15 protein-coding genes are annotated in these 15,903 nt (G+C 71.5%); 4 read left to right on the top strand and 11 right to left on the bottom strand.

The window, feature by feature from the left end; genetic code table 11:
• On the top strand, positions 1–1,849 hold a 1,849-nt coding region (locus ACWDA7_RS33445; protein ID WP_450609165.1), incomplete at its 5' end, for an anthranilate synthase family protein.
• On the opposite strand, the gene ACWDA7_RS33450 is transcribed toward ACWDA7_RS33445, so the two are convergent.
• The 5 genes from ACWDA7_RS33450 to ACWDA7_RS33470 all read right to left on the bottom strand — a co-directional run bounded on the left by ACWDA7_RS33450 (position 1,795) and on the right by ACWDA7_RS33470 (position 6,961).
• Complete coding sequence (locus ACWDA7_RS33450) at positions 1,795–2,796, bottom strand: 2-hydroxyacid dehydrogenase (RefSeq protein WP_450609167.1); 1,002 nt, start codon at positions 2,794–2,796, stop codon at positions 1,795–1,797. The genes ACWDA7_RS33445 and ACWDA7_RS33450 overlap by 55 nt on opposite strands.
• A gap of 120 nt (positions 2,797–2,916) precedes the next feature.
• On the bottom strand, positions 2,917–3,945 hold the full coding sequence (locus tag ACWDA7_RS33455; protein WP_450609169.1) for a 6-phosphofructokinase: 1,029 nt from the start codon (positions 3,943–3,945) through the stop codon (positions 2,917–2,919).
• Positions 3,946–4,095: 150 nt separating this feature from the next.
• On the bottom strand, positions 4,096–4,788 hold the full coding sequence (locus ACWDA7_RS33460) for a response regulator (protein ID WP_450609171.1): 693 nt from the start codon (positions 4,786–4,788) through the stop codon (positions 4,096–4,098).
• Between the two features lie 148 nt (positions 4,789–4,936).
• Positions 4,937–6,172 (bottom strand): MacS family sensor histidine kinase, encoded by a 1,236-nt coding sequence (gene macS, locus ACWDA7_RS33465; RefSeq protein ID WP_450609173.1) that lies wholly within the window; start codon positions 6,170–6,172, stop codon positions 4,937–4,939.
• A 30-nt stretch (positions 6,173–6,202) separates the two neighbouring features.
• Positions 6,203–6,961, bottom strand: coding sequence for a lysophospholipid acyltransferase family protein (locus tag ACWDA7_RS33470; RefSeq protein WP_450609175.1), 759 nt, complete (start codon positions 6,959–6,961; stop codon positions 6,203–6,205).
• A gap of 162 nt (positions 6,962–7,123) precedes the next feature.
• Between ACWDA7_RS33470 and ACWDA7_RS33475 the strand changes: the two genes are divergently transcribed.
• Both ACWDA7_RS33475 and ACWDA7_RS33480 read left to right on the top strand, forming a co-directional pair.
• A complete protein-coding gene (locus tag ACWDA7_RS33475) occupies positions 7,124–7,903 on the top strand; it encodes an alpha/beta hydrolase (RefSeq protein WP_359389059.1) in 780 nt (259 codons plus the stop codon).
• Complete coding sequence (locus tag ACWDA7_RS33480) at positions 7,896–8,468, top strand: hypothetical protein (protein WP_450609177.1); 573 nt, start codon at positions 7,896–7,898, stop codon at positions 8,466–8,468. The genes ACWDA7_RS33475 and ACWDA7_RS33480 overlap by 8 nt, the downstream gene beginning before the upstream one ends.
• A gap of 5 nt (positions 8,469–8,473) precedes the next feature.
• Here the strand turns inward: ACWDA7_RS33480 and ACWDA7_RS33485 are convergent, their stop codons facing one another.
• From ACWDA7_RS33485 to ACWDA7_RS33510, 6 genes are all read right to left on the bottom strand, one after another.
• Positions 8,474–9,232, bottom strand: a complete 759-nt coding sequence (locus ACWDA7_RS33485) for an endonuclease/exonuclease/phosphatase family protein (protein WP_450609179.1) — start codon at positions 9,230–9,232, stop codon at positions 8,474–8,476.
• 215 nt (positions 9,233–9,447) lie between these two features.
• The gene (locus ACWDA7_RS33490) at positions 9,448–10,401 is read right to left on the bottom strand and encodes an ROK family glucokinase (protein ID WP_359389052.1); all 954 of its coding nucleotides are present in this window, start codon (positions 10,399–10,401) and stop codon (positions 9,448–9,450) included.
• A gap of 110 nt (positions 10,402–10,511) precedes the next feature.
• On the bottom strand, positions 10,512–11,027 hold the full coding sequence (locus tag ACWDA7_RS33495; protein WP_359389049.1) for a DUF5304 domain-containing protein: 516 nt from the start codon (positions 11,025–11,027) through the stop codon (positions 10,512–10,514).
• 103 nt (positions 11,028–11,130) lie between these two features.
• Positions 11,131–12,309, bottom strand: a complete 1,179-nt coding sequence (locus tag ACWDA7_RS33500) for an ArsA family ATPase (protein ID WP_450609182.1) — start codon at positions 12,307–12,309, stop codon at positions 11,131–11,133.
• Between the two features lie 90 nt (positions 12,310–12,399).
• Positions 12,400–12,846 (bottom strand): SRPBCC family protein, encoded by a 447-nt coding sequence (locus ACWDA7_RS33505; protein ID WP_450609184.1) that lies wholly within the window; start codon positions 12,844–12,846, stop codon positions 12,400–12,402.
• Between the two features lie 162 nt (positions 12,847–13,008).
• On the bottom strand, positions 13,009–13,803 hold the full coding sequence (locus ACWDA7_RS33510; RefSeq protein ID WP_450609185.1) for a metallophosphoesterase family protein: 795 nt from the start codon (positions 13,801–13,803) through the stop codon (positions 13,009–13,011).
• A 302-nt stretch (positions 13,804–14,105) separates the two neighbouring features.
• Between ACWDA7_RS33510 and ACWDA7_RS33515 the strand changes: the two genes are divergently transcribed.
• Positions 14,106–15,902, top strand: coding sequence for an AMP-dependent synthetase/ligase (locus ACWDA7_RS33515; protein ID WP_450609187.1), 1,797 nt, complete (start codon positions 14,106–14,108; stop codon positions 15,900–15,902).
• The last annotated feature ends 1 nt before the right edge of the window (position 15,903 follow it).

Raw genomic sequence — 15,903 nt, forward strand, 5'->3', positions numbered from 1 at the left:
GCGAGCCGCCCAATCACCAGCCACCGACATGATCCTGGCGCCCTCCACAGCGAACCGACACGCTCAGGAAGACCCGCTTAACACCAGTCACCTAGTGCCCTACCGCCAGATCCGCGAGCGCGGCTTCGACGTCCGCGACGACGGCACGCCGCTGCTGGCCCTGCTGCCCGATGAGTCCTACGAGGTCCCGCTCGGCCGGGCCCTGGACCAGCTCCCCGGACACCGGGTCCGGGTCGAGGACGGCGGCTTCGACGTCACCGACGAGGAGTACGCCGGGATCGTCGGCCGGGTGCTCGCCGAGGAGATCGGGCGGGGCGAGGGCGCGAACTTCGTGATCCGGCGGACCTACCAGGGCCGGATCCCGGGGTTCGGCCGGGCCGACGCGCTCGCGCTGTTCCGGCGGCTGCTGGTGGGCGAGCGGGGCGCGTACTGGACCTTCGTCGTGCACACCGGCGAGCGCACGCTGGTGGGGGCCAGCCCCGAGGTGCATGTGCGCATGTCCGGCGGGACCGTCGTGATGAACCCGATCAGCGGGACGTACCGCTACCCGGCCGGCGGCCCGACACCCGAGGACCTGCTCGCCTTCCTCGCCGACGGCAAGGAGATCGAGGAGCTGTCGATGGTGGTCGACGAGGAACTGAAGATGATGTGTACGGTCGGCGACATGGGCGGGGTCGTCGTCGGGCCGCGACTGAAGGAGATGGCCCATCTGGCCCACACCGAGTACGAGTTGCGCGGGAAGTCCTCGCTCGATGTGCGCGAGGTGCTGAAGGAGACCATGTTCGCGGCGACCGTCACCGGCTCGCCCGTGCAGAACGCCTGCCGGGTGATCGAGCGGCACGAAGTCGGCGGCCGCGGCTACTACGCGGGCGCGCTCGCGCTGCTCGGGCGCTCCTCGGGCGGTGGGCCGGAAGGATCCGCGAGCCCCCAGACCCTGGACTCCCCCATCCTCATCCGGACCGCCGACATCGACGCGGACGGACGGCTGCGGGTGCCCGTCGGCGCCACCCTCGTGCGCGGCTCGGACCCGGAGGGCGAGGTCGCGGAGACGCACGCGAAGGCGGCCGGGGTGCTGGCGGCGCTGGGCGTGCGGCCGGCGCGGCCGCGCGAGGAGCAGGCCCGGCCGAGGCTGGCGGACGACCCGCGGGTCCAGGCGGCGCTCGACGGGCGCCGGGGCCGGCTCGCGCCGTTCTGGCTGCGGATGCAGGAGCGGCCCGCGGATCCGACGGGGCACGCCTTCGTGGTCGACGGCGAGGACACGTTCACGGCGATGCTCGCGCACGTCCTCAAGTCGTCGGGGCTGGAGGTCACCGTTCGCCGGTACGACGAGCCCGGGGTTCGGGAGGCGGTTCTCGCGCACGAGGGACCGCTGGTCCTCGGGCCTGGGCCCGGCGACCCGTCGGACCTCCACGACCCCAAGATGCGGTTCCTGCGGGGCCTGGCCGCCGAGGCCGTGCGGACGCACCCGCACGGAGTCCTCGGCGTCTGCCTCGGTCATGAGCTGATCGCGGCCGAGCTTGGCCTGGACATCGTGCGCAAGGAGGTTCCGTACCAGGGCGCCCAGACCGAGATCGACCTCTTCGGGCGCCGGGAGACCGTCGGCTTCTACAACAGCTTCGTGGCGCGTTGCGACGACGAGGCGGCGGCCGAGCTGGCCGCGCACGCCATCGAGGTCAGCCGCAGCGACCGCGGCGAGGTGCACGCCCTGCGCGGGCCCGGGTTCGCGGGAGTCCAGTTCCACCCGGAGTCGGTGCTGTCGGTGGGCGGCACCGCCATCGTCCGGGAGTTGCTGGGTCAGCCGGCCGCCGTGGGCACGAGTACGTTCTCGGAGCGGCGCCCGGCCAGGTAGTCGAGGACGTTGCGCACCGTGACGTCGACGATCTGACCGACCGCGTCCTCGGTGTAGTAGGCCTGGTGCGAGGTGACCAGGACGTTCGGGAAGGTGACGAGGCGGGCCAGGGTGTCGTCCTCGACGGGCTCCAGGGACTTGTCGAGGAAGAACAGGCCCGCCTCCGCCTCGTACACGTCGAGGCCCACTCCCGTGAAGCGGCCCGCGCGCAGTTCGGTGACCAGGGCCTGGGTGTCGACGAGCCCGCCCCGGCTGGAGTTCACGAGGATGGCGTCGTCCTTCATGGTCTTCAGGGCCGCCGCGTCGATGAGGTGGGTGGTCTGCGGCATCAGCGGTACGTGCAGGCTGACCAGGTCGGATTCGGCGAGCAGCTCCTCCTTGGAGACGTACGTCATGCCGAGGGCGGCGCAGGCCGGGTTCTCGGCGATGTCCCAGCCGAGGAGCCGCATGCCGAAGCCGTGGGCGATCCGGGTGAACGCCTCACCGATCTTGCCGGTGCCGAGCACACCGGCCGTGCGCCCGTGCATGTCCCGGCCCATCAGGCCCTCGAGGCGGAAGTCGAAGTCACGGGTCCGGTTGCCGGCGCGGACGATGCGCCGGTTGACGGCCATGCCGAGCGTCCAGGCGAACTCGGCGACGGAGTAGGGCGAGTAGGAGGAGACCCGGGCGACCGTGATGCCGAGGCGTTCGGCGACCGGGAGGTCGACGTTGTTGAAGCCGGTGGAGCGCTGGGCGATCATCCGGGTGCCGCCGGCCGCGAGGGTTTCGAGGACGCCTCCGCCGAGTTCGCAGTTGACGCTGCTGCACACGATCTCGTGACCGACGGCGATGGGAGCCGTGTCCTCGTTGAGGAACACGTCAAGACAGCGGAGGTCGGAGTGCCCCTCGAACGCCTTCTCGAGCAGGGGCTTCTCGTCCGCCTGCACACCGAACGCGAGGATCTCCACGGGGCCCTCCGGGGTCTGGCCGGTATCGCCTGATACCGCCGAATATACGGGGATGCGGGTGCGCGTACGGCGGGCGCCCCGGAGGGATGCTGCTGGGGGACGGCGGGCAGGCCGCGGACGTCAGCCGAAGAAGACCCCGACCTCCTCGTACAGCTTCGGGTCGACCGTCTTCAGCTTGGCCGTGGCCTCGGAGATCGGCACCCGGACGATGTCCGTGCCGCGCAGGGCGACCATCTTGCCGAAGTCGCCGTCGCGGACCGCCTCGATGGCGTGCAGACCGAAGCGGGTGGCGAGCCAGCGGTCGAAGGCACTGGGTGTACCGCCGCGCTGGACGTGCCCGAGCACGGTCGTACGGGCCTCCTTGCCGGTGCGCCGCTCGATCTCCTTCGCCAGCCACTCGCCGACGCCCGACAGCCGGACGTGCCCGAACGAGTCCAGGGACCCGTCCTTGAGCACCACGTCGCCGTCCTTCGGCATCGCACCCTCGGCCACCACCACGATCGGCGCGTACGAGGCCTTGAAGCGGGACGTCACCCAGGCGCAGACCTGGTCGACGTCGAAGCGCTGCTCGGGGATGAGGATGACATTGGCCCCGCCGGCCAGCCCCGAGTGGAGGGCGATCCAGCCCGCGTGACGGCCCATCACCTCGACCACGAGCACCCGCATGTGGGACTCCGCCGTCGTGTGCAGGCGGTCGATCGCCTCGGTCGCGATGTTGACGGCGGTGTCGAAACCGAAGGTGTAGTCCGTGGCGGACAGGTCGTTGTCGATGGTCTTCGGTACGCCGACGACATGGACCCCGTACTCGTCGGCCAGACGCGCCGCGACGCCCAGGGTGTCCTCGCCGCCGATCGCGATGAGCGCGTCGACCTCCTCCTTGGCGAGGTTCTCCTTGATACGCCGGATTCCGTTCTCCTGCTTGAGCGGATTGGTGCGCGAGGAGCCGAGAATCGTCCCGCCACGGGGCAGGATGCCGCGCACCGCCGGGATGTCCAGCCGTACGGTGTCGCCTTCGAGGGGGCCCCGCCAGCCGTCCCGGAAGCCGACGAAGTCGTAGCCGTACTCCTGCACGCCCTTGCGCACGACGCCCCGGATGACGGCGTTGAGCCCGGGGCAGTCGCCGCCTCCGGTCAGTACTCCGACCCGCATGGAAATGTCCCTTCGCCGCGGTTGCCTGATGCGGGTCACGCTAATGGTGACGCACGTCACTTCGGCATGGCGCGGCCGGTCAATTCCGGTGAAATGTCAGCTAGTTGATCACCGTGAATCCACTCGAAAGTGGTATGCCACTTCAATGGTTCACTCGGCGTCGAGCCCCTGCTCGATCGCGTACCGCACCAGTTCCACCCTGTTGTGCAGCTGGAGCTTGCCCAGGGTGTTCTGGACGTGGTTCTGCACGGTGCGGTGTGAGATGACCAGGCGCTCGGCGATCTGCTTGTAGCCCAATCCCTTGGCGACCAGCCGGAGCACCTCGGTCTCCCGGTCGGTCAGCCGCGGCGCCTTCGGTTCGTCGGCGCCGGTGGCGGGGGCGGGCTCCGAGGCGAGGCGGCGGTACTCGCCGAGGACCAGACCCGCGAGGCCCGGGGTGAACACCGGGTCGCCGACCGCGGTGCGGCGCACCGCGTCGATCAGCTCCTCCGTGGACGCCGACTTCAGCAGATAGCCCGTCGCACCCGACTTCACCGCCTCCAGCACGTCCGCGTGCTCGCCGCTCGCCGACAGCACGAGAACCCGCAGCGCCGGGTCGGCGCGGACGAGCTCCTTGCAGACCTGCACGCCCGGCTTCACCGGCAGGTTCAGGTCCAGGACGAGCACATCGGGCGCGGCCGCCCGGGCGCGGCGCACCGCCTGGTCGCCGTCGCCCGCCGTGGCGACCACATCGAAGCCGGACTCGGCCAGGTCGCGCGCGACGGCGTCCCGCCACATGGGATGGTCGTCGACCACCATGACCTTGATCGGGTCCCGCCGTTCGCCGGCCGTGTCCGTCGTCATCGCCCCGCCGCCTGTCGCACGGCGCCGGCCGGACCGGGGAGCGCCGCCGCTCCGTACGGCGCCGTCGCGTCTCCTGCGGAACGCGGGCCGGGCGGCCGGCCGTCGGACATCGCCTCCCGGACCGGTCCCCGGCCCGGCTGCGCTCCCGTCATCGCTGCTCCGCCTTCCCCCCTGACCCCTGCGGGTCCTTCACGGCCTTCGGTACCTTCAGTTCCACTTCCGTGCCCTGGCCCGGGACCGAGATCACCTCGGCCGTGCCGCCGATGTCGCGCAGCCGGCCGCGGATCGACTGGGCGACCCCCAGCCGCCCCTCTCCCTCCGCCTCGGCGAGCCGCCCCTCCGGGATTCCGGGTCCGTCGTCCCGTACGGTCACCACGATCCCGTCCGGCTCGTCCTCGACCAGGATCCAGGCGTGCGCCCCGTCCCTCGCGTGCCTGCGGACATTGTCCAGGGCGGCACCGACGGCGGCGGTCAGTTCATGGGCGGCGGCGCGGGGAAGCGGTACCGGCACGCCGGGTCCGGAGAGGGTCACCCGGGCACCGGCGTGCGGGGCGAGCAGCGAGAGCAGGTCGACGGGGCCCTCCTCGGCGGCCGGCTCCTCGACCGCACGGACGACCGCGCCCAGCGTCGCGTCCTCCGACACGCGGGAGACCGGCACGAGTCCCGTGGAGACCAGGGTGCGCAGCGCGACCTCCTGCTCACCGGCCAGCCGGCCCAGCTCGGCGGCCCCACCGCCGAGCGCGGAGCCGCGCCGCTGCACCATGGCGAGCACCTGGAGCACGCCGTCGTGGATGTCCCGGGCCAGCCGCTCCCGCTCGCGGGTCGCGGCCTCGATCTCCAGGGCCCGGGCGAGGGTGCGCTCGGAGGCACGGGCGACCTCGACGACGTATCCGATCCCGATGGAGGCGACCCAGACGAGGACCACGTTGTGGACGGTGTCGCGGGCCGGGGCACCGCGCTCGATCAGGTTCGCCGCGGCGACCGGTGTGGAGGCGAGGCCCGCCCAGCGCCAGCCGCCCTTGATCGCGTACGCCAGGACGGATCCGGCGGTCCAGATCGAGGGCAGGGTGGGGCCGCCCGCGACGATCCGCTCGTGCGTCGCGGCGAGCGGCGTCAGGAGGATGCCGGTGAGCGCGATGGCGAGGTCGGCGGCGAGGAACCGCTTGGTGCAGCTCGCCGCGTTCGCGACCCTGGGGAGCGTGGCGAGTGTCCACACGCAGAGCACGACGTAGTACGCGATCGCCAGCCAGGGCCGGGCGAACGCACTGTAGGCGGTCGCGAAGAGCCCGACCGCATAGACCATCGTCAGGACTCGGTACGCCGTGAGCGCGCGCCACAGCGGCTGCTCGACCGACATACTGATGACCCGCTCGCGCTTGGCCACGTCCCCCACCCCCGAGCCGTACGGACGGCGTTATGAGCCCGCCGGTTCCTTCCCGGCCGCCTTCTCCGCGTCCTTCTGCGCCTGTTCGGATTCCTTGTGCGCCTGCTTCTCCGCCTTCGCCGCCTCCGCGATCTGCCGCTTGGCGGCGGTCGCGTACATGTCGACGTACTCCTGGCCGGAGAGCTTCATGATCTCGTACATGACCTCGTCGGTCACCGCGCGCAGGACGAAACGGTCCTGCTCCATGCCCTGGTAGCGGCGGAAGTCGAGCGGCTTGCCGATACGGATGCCCGGGCGCATCAGCTTGGGCATGACCTTCCCCGGCGGCTGGATCTTCTCCGTGCCGATCATGGCGACCGGGAGGACGGGCGCGCCGGTGGCGAGCGCCACGCGCGCCAGGCCGCCGGGCTTGCCCCGGTAGAGACGGCCGTCGGGCGAGCGCGTGCCCTCCGGATAGATACCGAACAGTTCGCCGCGCTCCAGCACCTCGATACCGCTCTTGATGGCGGCCTCGCCCGCGCCGCGCGCGCCGGAGCGGTCGACGGGCAGCTGTCCGACGCCCTTGAAGAAGGCGGCGGTCAGGCGGCCCTTCAGCCCGGGCGTGGTGAAGTACTCGGCCTTGGCGATGAAGGTGACCTTGCGGTCGAGCACCGCGGGCAGGAAGAACGAGTCCGAGAAGGACAGGTGATTGCTCGCGAGGATCGCGGGGCCCTCGGCGGGAACGTTCTCGAGGCCTTCCACCCAGGGCCGGAAGGCGAGCTTCAGCGGCCCCCCGATGGCTACCTTCATCGCGCCGTACAACAACCGAGTGCCTCCTGTGTCTGTCGAACAGACCATAACGCGCCCGGTCGGCAAAGAGGCCGACGGCCCTGGTCGGTGTCAGTGCCGTCGCGTACGGTGAAGTACCTGCAATCGACGTGCCCAGCCCCTTTACATGAACAGGAGACCGACGTGCCGGTCCTCCCTGGAGCCGAGCCGTACCGCCATGACGGCGGGGAGGTCGGCGTCCTCTTCTGCCACGGCTTCACCGGTTCCCCGCAGTCGCTGCGCCCGTGGGCCGAGTATCTCGCCGAGCGCGGCCTCTCCGTGTCGGTGCCGCTGCTGCCCGGGCACGGCACGCGCTGGGAGGACATGCAGCTCACCGGCTGGCCGGACTGGTACGCGGAGGTGGACCGCGAGCTGCGGGCCCTGCGCGAGCGCTGTGCTCAGGTCTTCGTGGCCGGTCTGTCCATGGGCGGCGCCCTCGCCCTGCGCCTCGCCGCCAAGTACGGGGACGCCATCAGCGGCGTCGCCGTGGTCAACCCGGCGAACAAGGTCCACGGTCTGACGGCGTACGCGCTGCCGGTGGCCCGCCACCTCGTGCGGTCGACGCCGGGCATCGCCAGCGACATCGCCAAGGAAGGCAGCGAGGAGCTGGGATACGACAGGGTGCCCCTGCACGCCGCGTACTCCCTGCGGAACTTCTTCCGTATCGTCGACGGAGAGCTCCCTCAGGTCACCCAGCCGCTGCTGCTTCTGCACAGCCCGCAGGACCATGTGGTCCCGCCGGCCGACTCGGCGCGGATCCTGAGCCGGGTCTCCTCCACGGACGTGCGGGAGATCCTGCTGGAACAGAGCTACCACGTGGCGACGTTGGACAACGACGCGGACCGGATCTTCGAGGAGACCCACGCGTTCATCGGCCGGCTCGCGCCCAGTCTCGGCAAGGAAGGGACGGCCGCAGGTGGCTGAGCACGACTCCGACCGCGAGGACCGCGAGCCGGACGAGAAGGGTGTGCCCTTCGACGAGGAGGCCGCCTGGGCGGCGATCGTCGCGGGGTACGGCGAGGAGCCGGCGGACCCGCCGGGCAGCAAGCCGTACAAGCCGGTCGAGGACCTGGCGCTGCCCGACTGGGAGCCCGACGGCGCCAGGAACGACGACGAGCCCAAGGAGAAGCCGGCCAAGCCGCTCGGCAGCTCGATCTCCTTCGCACCGGGCGTCGGCCCGCGCGACTACACCCCGCCCGAGCCCTCCGAGGACGACTTCGATGAGGACGACGAGGACGACGAGGGCCATTTCGTCCCGCCGGAGCCGCCGCCGCTGCCCACGGCCGACACGACGGCGAAGTTCGCCTGGCTCGGGGTGATCGGCGGCCCGGTCGTGCTCCTGCTGGCGGTGCTGCTCGGCTGGGACATGACGTGGTGGCTCACCACGGTCGGCGTCGGCGGCTTCCTCGGCGGCTTCGCGACCCTGGTGGTGCGGATGAAGACGGGCGACGAGGAGGACGACGACCCGGGGCGGGGCGCGGTCGTCTGACCGGCCTACGACGCGGGAACCCTGAGGGCGGCCAGGACCGGGAAGTGGTCCGTGGCCGCCCTCAGGTCCGTCTGTGTCACCCCCGGGTGGCCGAGCGGGACACCGCAGCCGAGGACCTCGACGCCGTCCGAGGCGAAGATCGCGTCGATGCGCTGATAGGGGTCGCCGGGTGTCCAGGTGTACTCGTCGCCCCACGGGGCTGTGGCCCAGCCGTCCTGGAGGTCCGTCGCCAGGCGCTTGAAGGTGGGCCCGTCCGGGCGCTCGTTGAGGTCGCCGCCCGCGATCACGTGCTCGACGCCCAGCCCGGCCAGCCGGTCGAGCAGCATGCCGCCCTGGGCGTACCGCTCCTCGCGCTCCAGGCTGAGGTGGAAGCTGACGACGCCGAGGCGGGCGCCGCCGAACCGCACGACGGCGGTCGAGAAGCCCCTCCGGTGCAGTCCGGGGGTGAGGGGCAGCAGCACGTCCTCGGTGCGCTCGACCGTGGCGCGCAGCGAGCAGAGAATCGCCGGTCCGGCCGCGGTGCCGCCGCCGGAGAGGACCACCAGGCCGGAGGCCGCGGCGAGCCGGGCGAGTTTCTTGCGCCAGCGGAAGAAACGCGGAGCCTCCTGGACAAGCACCAGGTCGGGCGCGCAGGCGCTGATCACCCGGGCGAGCGCGTCGGTGTCGTCACGCATCGAGCGGATGTTGTAGCCGAGAACCCTCAGGACGGCAGAACCGTCGGGTTCGGTTTGGGAGTTGGGCAGCAGCGGGGTCGAGGACGCCATGCCGATCAACATACGCCCAACCGCCGGCCGCATACCGAGGGGTATTGGCGAGTGAGCCGAGGTGCGCGACGGTGTCGAGAGCCCTTGGGCCCCTCCCACACAAGCGAAGGGGAACGTGGGGGAACGCGGAGACCCGAAGGCTCAGCGCGCTCGGGCTCTCGACACCGGCTGCGCCCCGGAGACCGACCGAGGCGCGAAAACAAGGGGGGTGACCGCTACATGATCGGGTCGGGCTCCCGGGCCAGGTCCGCGGCGCCCACCAGGCCCGCCTCGTTGCCCAGCTGGGCCGCGATCACCTGGGCGACCGGCCGCCAGTTGCCGCCGACCAGCCAGCGCTTGTACGACTTACGGATCGGGTCGAGGACCAGCTCGCCTTCGTCGGAGAGGCCGCCGCCCACGATGAACGCGGAGGGGTCGAACAGGGAGGCCAGGTCGGCGAGGCCGGCGCCGGCCCAGCGGGCCAGCTCGCGGTAGGAGTCCACGGCCACCGGGTCGCCCTGACGGGCGGCCATCGAGATGTGCTTGCCCTCTATGCCGTCGGGGGTGCCGTCCCCGAGCGACAGCAGCAGTTCGGCGTTCTCGGGGGTGGCGTTGGCACGCTGCTTCGCGTACCGGACGAGGGCGCGGCCGGAGGCGTACTGCTCCCAGCAGCCCTGCGAGCCGCAGCCGCACAGCAGGCCGTCCGGGACCATCCGGATGTGGCCGAACTCGGCGGCCACGCCGAAGTGGCCGCGGCGGAGCTTGTTGCCGATGATGATGCCGCCGCCGAGGCCGGTGCCCAGCGTGATGCAGATGACGTTGCGATGGCCCTTGCCCGCGCCGAACTTGTACTCGCCCCACGCGGCCGCGTTCGCGTCGTTCTCGACGACCACCGGGAGGCCCACGCGGGCCTCGACCTTCTGCTTCAGCGGCTCCTGCCGCCAGTCGATGTTCGGCGCGAAGTAGACCATGGAGCGCTGGCGGTTGACGTATCCGGCGGCGCCGATCCCGACGCCGACGATCTCATGTCCGGCACGGGCGCCCTCGACGGCAGCGGCAATCGCGTCCACGATGCCGTCGGGCGTGCCCGGGGTCGGCACCTTGTGGGTCGAGAGGATGTTGCCTTCCTCGTCGACCACACCGGCCGCGATCTTCGTGCCGCCGATGTCGACGCCGATGGTGAGTCCCATGAATCCCTCAGTTTCGGTCGAGCCCCGCTACGGCCCACCGTACCCGAGGGGGCTGAGGGGCGGCGGATCGCTCCTGGCAGCAGGGGCCTTCGGCCCCGTTCCCGTCGGGACTAGTCCAGGTCGATGCGCTCCCCCGGACCTTGGTCGTCGCCCGGCCCGCGGGGGTCGAAGTCCTCGGAGGTGCCGCCGGTCCATCGCCTCTCGTGGCCCTCGACGGCCGAGCGGTAGGCGGCGAGCAGCTCCGAGCCGGCCGCGGCGAGGTGGTCGAAGACCGCAGGGTTGCGTTCTATGACGGGTTCCACGGCGGCCTTGGCCTGCTGCACCACCTGCTGCACCACCTGCTGGGCCGCTCCCGAGGCCGCGGCGCCGAACAGCGGCGTCTGCAGCCCGGACAACTTCTCCGCGACGGCGTCGACGAGCTTGCGCAGCTCCTCGGCGGCCGAGCCGGGCGGCGTGCCGTACCGGGCACGGCGGCGGGCCTTCTCCGCGGCGAGGTCCTCGGCGCACGCCGTCGCCCAGGCGTCGGCATCGGTCGCGGCTTCCCGCTGCGCACCGGCAGGGGGGACGACCGTCTCGTCGGCGGCCCCCTGGTGAGCGGCGTCGGACGTGGGGCGCTCTTCGCTCATGGCGGACTCCTGACTGCGGTTCGTACTCCCGACGTTACCCGAACGGCGGTACCCGTCTCACCGTGTACCGGCCCGCTTTCCGGCGCCCCGGACCGGGGGCAGGTCAGCCGAGGCGCGGCCACAGCTCCGGGTCGGGAACGAAGCGGATCCGCAGCTCGCCCTCGCGCAGGGCCGCCCCGGCCACCGTGCAGCGGCGCAGGGCGGAGGGAAGCGGAACGATCCGGCGGAAGGGTCCGGCGGACACCACGAGTTCGTCGCCGCGGCGGACAAGATCCAGTTCATCCCGTATGGCGCCCGGCAGCGGGATGTGCCACACCAGCACTCCGTCCTCGGCGAGCCGGTCCGCCACCGGCCACTCGACCGGGGCGGGTGCCTCGTTGACGGCGGGCACGGCCAGGTCGGCGAGGTCGTCGGCGCCGCGCGGGTCGCGGCCGAGATGCGGAACGCCGTGAACGCTCTGGACGCCGTACGTCCCCTGCCACTCCTCCAGGGCCTTGCGCTGCTGGGCGACGGCACCCGCGAGCCAGGCGTCGTGTCCGGTGTCGGGCAGGACCCGGTTCGCGATCAGCAGTTCGGGGCGCAGGGCGCGCAGGGCGAGACCGGTGACCGCGGCACGGAGAGTGTCGGCGCCGGCCGGCCCCGGCTCGGCAACCAGCCGCACGCTGGTGGCGCGGTCGGCGACGACCGCCTCCACGGCGGCCAGCTCCACGTCCCAGCGGGCGGCCGCCTCGTACAGCCACTCGGCGGGCATCGGGACACCCGCGAGACGGCCGAGGACGGGGCGCAGTGCACGGGCGGCCTGCCGCTCCGGCGGGAGCACACGGCGCAGATAGCGGCGGAGCTCCTCGGGGAGGGCGAGCAGGACGAGGCCCTGCGCTACGGGGGGCAGGTCGACGACGAGGAGGTCGTACACCTCGGAGAGGGCGGCGTCGCGCAGGGCGCGCAGGAGGGCGAGTTCCTCGGCGCCGGGCAGCGGGGTAACCTCCTCGGCGTCCAGCCGGGCGGCACCGAGGAGGTCGAGCACTCCGGCCGCGCGGTCCTGGAAGGCGAGGAGGTCGTCCCGGAAGCGGGCGGCGGCGTCGGGACGCCAGGCGCTGAGGCCGGGGGCGGCTTCGACGGGGGTGGCGCCGGTCGGGACGCCGAGTACGGCACCGAGGGTGTCTGTGCGGTCCGCGCTGAGGACGAGGGTGCGAGTGCCCTTGCGGGCGGCGTCCAGCGCGGTGGCCGCGGCGACGGTGGTCCGGCCGGAACCGCCGGAGCCGGTGATCAGGATGGTGCGCATGAGCGTGAACGGTACCGGGGCCCGGCCGACGGGTCGGGCAGGGACATCGGCGAGCCTCGAGTCACGGGGCGGCCGGGGTCACGCGGACGGCTACTTGACGTCCCCGGTCTCCACCCGCTTCTTCAGCCCCGCAAGTGCCCGGTCGATGATGACCTTCTCCGCCTTGCGCTTGATCATGCCGAGCATCGGGATCTTGACGTCCACGGTGAGCTGGTACGTCACCTCGGTGCCGCCCGGGCCCGCCGGCTTCAGAAGGTACGAGCCGTCCAGGGAGCGCAGCATCTGGGACTTGACCAGGGTCCAGGAGACCTCGCTCTCGCCCGTCCACGTGTAGGCGAGCGTCTGGTCGTCCTTGATCGCGCCCGCGTCCATCACCAGGCGTACCTGCTCGGCACGGCCCTGCGCGTCCGTCGCGAGGACCTCGGCCTCCTTCACCTCACCCGTCCAGTCCGGGTAGCGCGCGAAGTCGGCGATCACCCGCATGACGTCGGCCGCGGCCGCCTCGATCGTGATGCTCGAGCTGGTGTGTTCGGCCATCGCCGTGGCTCCTCCAGATGCGGTCCGGTGAGGGAGGGTGGTGTGCACGTGCGCACGTGTGTGCAGCGTGAAGGCTACCGCGCACGCGCCGCGCCGCTACCACCCCACCTGCCCTCGGGCCACCGGCCCGTCGCCCCGGAGCGGACGCCACCCGCGCGCCCCTCACCACTCCAGCGCCCAGGGCCTCCCGCTGCCGGCGAAATGCCCGACGTTCACGCACTCCGTCCTCCCGATCCGCATCCGCTGCACCAGCGGCTGGTGGACATGGCCGAAGAGCGAGTAGCGCGGGCGCGTGCGGCGGATGGCGTCCAGCAGGGCGCGGCTGCCGCGTTCGAAGCGGCGCGCCACCGTGTCGTACACCAGCTCGGGAACCTCCGGCGGAATATGGGTGCACAGCACGTCCACCTCGCCGAGCGCCTCGATCTTCGCCGCGTACTCCTCGTCACCGATCTCGTACGGGGTCCGCATGGGGGTGCGCAGGCCCCCGCCGACGAAGCCGAAGGTCCAGCCTCCGATCTCCACCCGCTCACCGTCCAGGACGGTCGTACCCGGCTGGGCGTACTCGGACCAGAGAGGCGGTATGTCGACATTGCCGTAGGTGGCGTACGTCGGCGTCGGGAACGCCGCGAACAACTCGGTGTACTGCCTGCGGACCGCCTTCTCGATGACCGCGGCGCGGTCCGTGATACCGGCCCACAGGTGCGCACCGAAGGCCCGGGCCTCCGCGAAACGGCGGGCGGTGCGCAGTTCGACGATGCGGTCGGCGTTCTCCACGCCGAACAGATCGGGGAAGATGCCGCGCGAGTGGTCGGCGTAGTCGAGGAAGAGGACCAGGTCACCCAGGCAGATCAGCGCGTCCGCCCCGTCGCCGGCTCGCGCCAGGTCACGCGCGTTGCCGTGCACGTCGCTCACCACGTGAACGCGCGTCCTTCGGTTACCGCCCGGTGTGGGTGCCATGGCGATCAAGGGTAAAGGTGTGCGGCAAACGTGAACAGTGGCGGCCGGACCTGCGATTACTGGCCAGTCAAGAAGCGCGTGGACTACTGTGCGCGAAGGAACGCCAATCCGTGTGACGCACGGAACATCTCGTCGGGCCCCCCTGTCGGAGAGGCCATACCGACGGGTAACGTCCGGGCAGTCCAGTCGTGCTCAGGGTTTCAACCATCCTGGGGAGAACCCTGCGCACCTGACCGAGCCTTGGACCGCACCGTCGCAGCACACACCGTCGTGGCGTCGGCGCCCTATGAGGAGCAGCAGTCTTGCGCGAGTTCAGCCTTCCGGCTTTGTACGAGGTCCCTGCGGACGGCAATCTGACCGACATCGTCCGTAGAAACGCCGCGCAGCATCCCGACGTCGCCGTCATCGCCCGCAAGGTGGCCGGTGCCTGGCAGGACGTCACCGCAACCGTCTTCCTCGCCGAGGTGCGCGCCGCGGCGAAGGGGCTCATCGCCTCCGGTGTGCAGCCGGGCGACCGGGTGGGTCTGATGTCGAGGACCCGCTACGAGTGGACGCTGCTCGACTTCGCCATCTGGAGCGCCGGCGCGATCACCGTGCCGGTCTACGAGACCAGCTCTCCGGAGCAGGTGGAGTGGATCCTGAGCGACTCGGGCGCCACCGCCTGCGTGGTCGAGCTGGACGCGCACGCCGCGGCCGTCGAGGCCGTGCGCGACCGGCTGCCCGCACTCAAGCACGTCTGGCAGATCGAGCCCGGAGGCGTCGAGGAACTGGGGCGCGCCGGGAAGGACGTCAGCGACGCCACGGTCGACGAGCGCAGCTCGCTCGCCAAGGCCGACGACCCGGCGACCATCGTCTACACCAGCGGCACCACCGGGCGCCCCAAGGGTTGTGTGCTCACCCACCGCAACTTCTTCGCCGAGTGCGGCAACATCGTCGAGCGGCTGCGCCCCCTCTTCCGCACCGGCGAGTGCTCCGTGCTCCTCTTCCTGCCGCTCGCGCACGTCTTCGGACGTCTGGTGCAGATCGCGCCCATGATGGCGCCCATCAAGCTGGGCAACGCCCCGGACATCAAGCACCTCACCGACGAACTCGCGGCCTTCCGGCCGACGTTGATCCTCGGTGTGCCGCGCGTCTTCGAGAAGGTCTACAACTCGGCGCGCGCCAAGGCGCAGGCGGACGGCAAGGGCAAGATCTTCGACAAGGCCGCGGACACCGCCATCGCCTACAGCAAGGCCCTGGACACCCCGTCGGGCCCGTCCTTCGGTCTGAAGATCAAGCACAAGACGTTCGACAAGCTCGTCTACAGCAAGCTGCGCGCGGTGCTCGGCGGCCGCGGCGAGTACGCCATCTCCGGCGGCGCCCCGCTCGGCGAACGCCTCGGCCACTTCTTCCGCGGGATGGGCTTCACGGTCCTGGAGGGCTACGGCCTGACCGAGACCTGTGCCGCGACGGCGTTCAACCCCTGGGACCGGCAGAAGATCGGCACGGTCGGCCAGCCGCTGCCGGGCTCCGTCATCCGCATCGCGGACGACGGCGAGGTGCTGCTGCACGGCGAGCACGTGTTCAGGGAGTACTGGAACAACGAGACCGCCACCGCGGAGGCGCTGGCCGACGGCTGGTTCCACACGGGCGACATAGGCACCCTCGACGAGGACGGCTACCTCCGGATCACCGGCCGCAAGAAGGAGATCATCGTCACCGCTGGCGGCAAGAACGTGGCCCCGGCCGTGATCGAGGACCGCATCAGGGCGCACGCACTGGTCGCGGAGTGCATGGTGGTGGGCGACGGGCGGCCCTTCGTGGGCGCGCTGATCACCATCGACGAGGAGTTCCTGGGCCGCTGGGCCGCCGAGCACGGCAAGCCGGCGGGCTCCACCGCGGCGTCGCTGCGTGACGACCGGGATCTGCTCGCGGCGATCCAGGACGCGGTCGACGACGGCAACGCCGCGGTGTCGAAGGCGGAATCGGTGCGGAAGTTCCGCATTCTCCCCTCCCAGTTCACCGAGGAGTCGGGCCACCTCACGCCGTCCCTGAAGCTCAAGCGCAACGTGGTGGCCAAGGACTACGCGGACGAGATCGAGGCCATCTACCGGAAGTAGG

This window comes from Streptomyces sp. NPDC001156 (genome assembly GCF_053598275.1).

Bases quoted from the DNA above. Each gene is read 5' to 3' on its own strand.
- ACWDA7_RS33455 (WP_450609169.1), bottom strand. From the start codon at position 3,945: ATGCGGGTCGGAGTACTGACCGGAGGCGGCGACTGCCCCGGGCTCAAC.
- ACWDA7_RS33460 (WP_450609171.1), bottom strand. From the start codon at position 4,788: ATGACGACGGACACGGCCGGCGAACGGCGGGACCCGATCAAGGTCATG.
- ACWDA7_RS33470 (WP_450609175.1), bottom strand. From the start codon at position 6,961: ATGAAGGTAGCCATCGGGGGGCCGCTGAAGCTCGCCTTCCGGCCCTGG.
- ACWDA7_RS33485 (WP_450609179.1), bottom strand. From the start codon at position 9,232: ATGGCGTCCTCGACCCCGCTGCTGCCCAACTCCCAAACCGAACCCGAC.
- ACWDA7_RS33490 (WP_359389052.1), bottom strand. From the start codon at position 10,401: ATGGGACTCACCATCGGCGTCGACATCGGCGGCACGAAGATCGCGGCC.
- ACWDA7_RS33495 (WP_359389049.1), bottom strand. From the start codon at position 11,027: ATGAGCGAAGAGCGCCCCACGTCCGACGCCGCTCACCAGGGGGCCGCC.
- ACWDA7_RS33500 (WP_450609182.1), bottom strand. From the start codon at position 12,309: ATGCGCACCATCCTGATCACCGGCTCCGGCGGTTCCGGCCGGACCACC.
- ACWDA7_RS33505 (WP_450609184.1), bottom strand. From the start codon at position 12,846: ATGGCCGAACACACCAGCTCGAGCATCACGATCGAGGCGGCCGCGGCC.
- ACWDA7_RS33510 (WP_450609185.1), bottom strand. From the start codon at position 13,803: ATGGCACCCACACCGGGCGGTAACCGAAGGACGCGCGTTCACGTGGTG.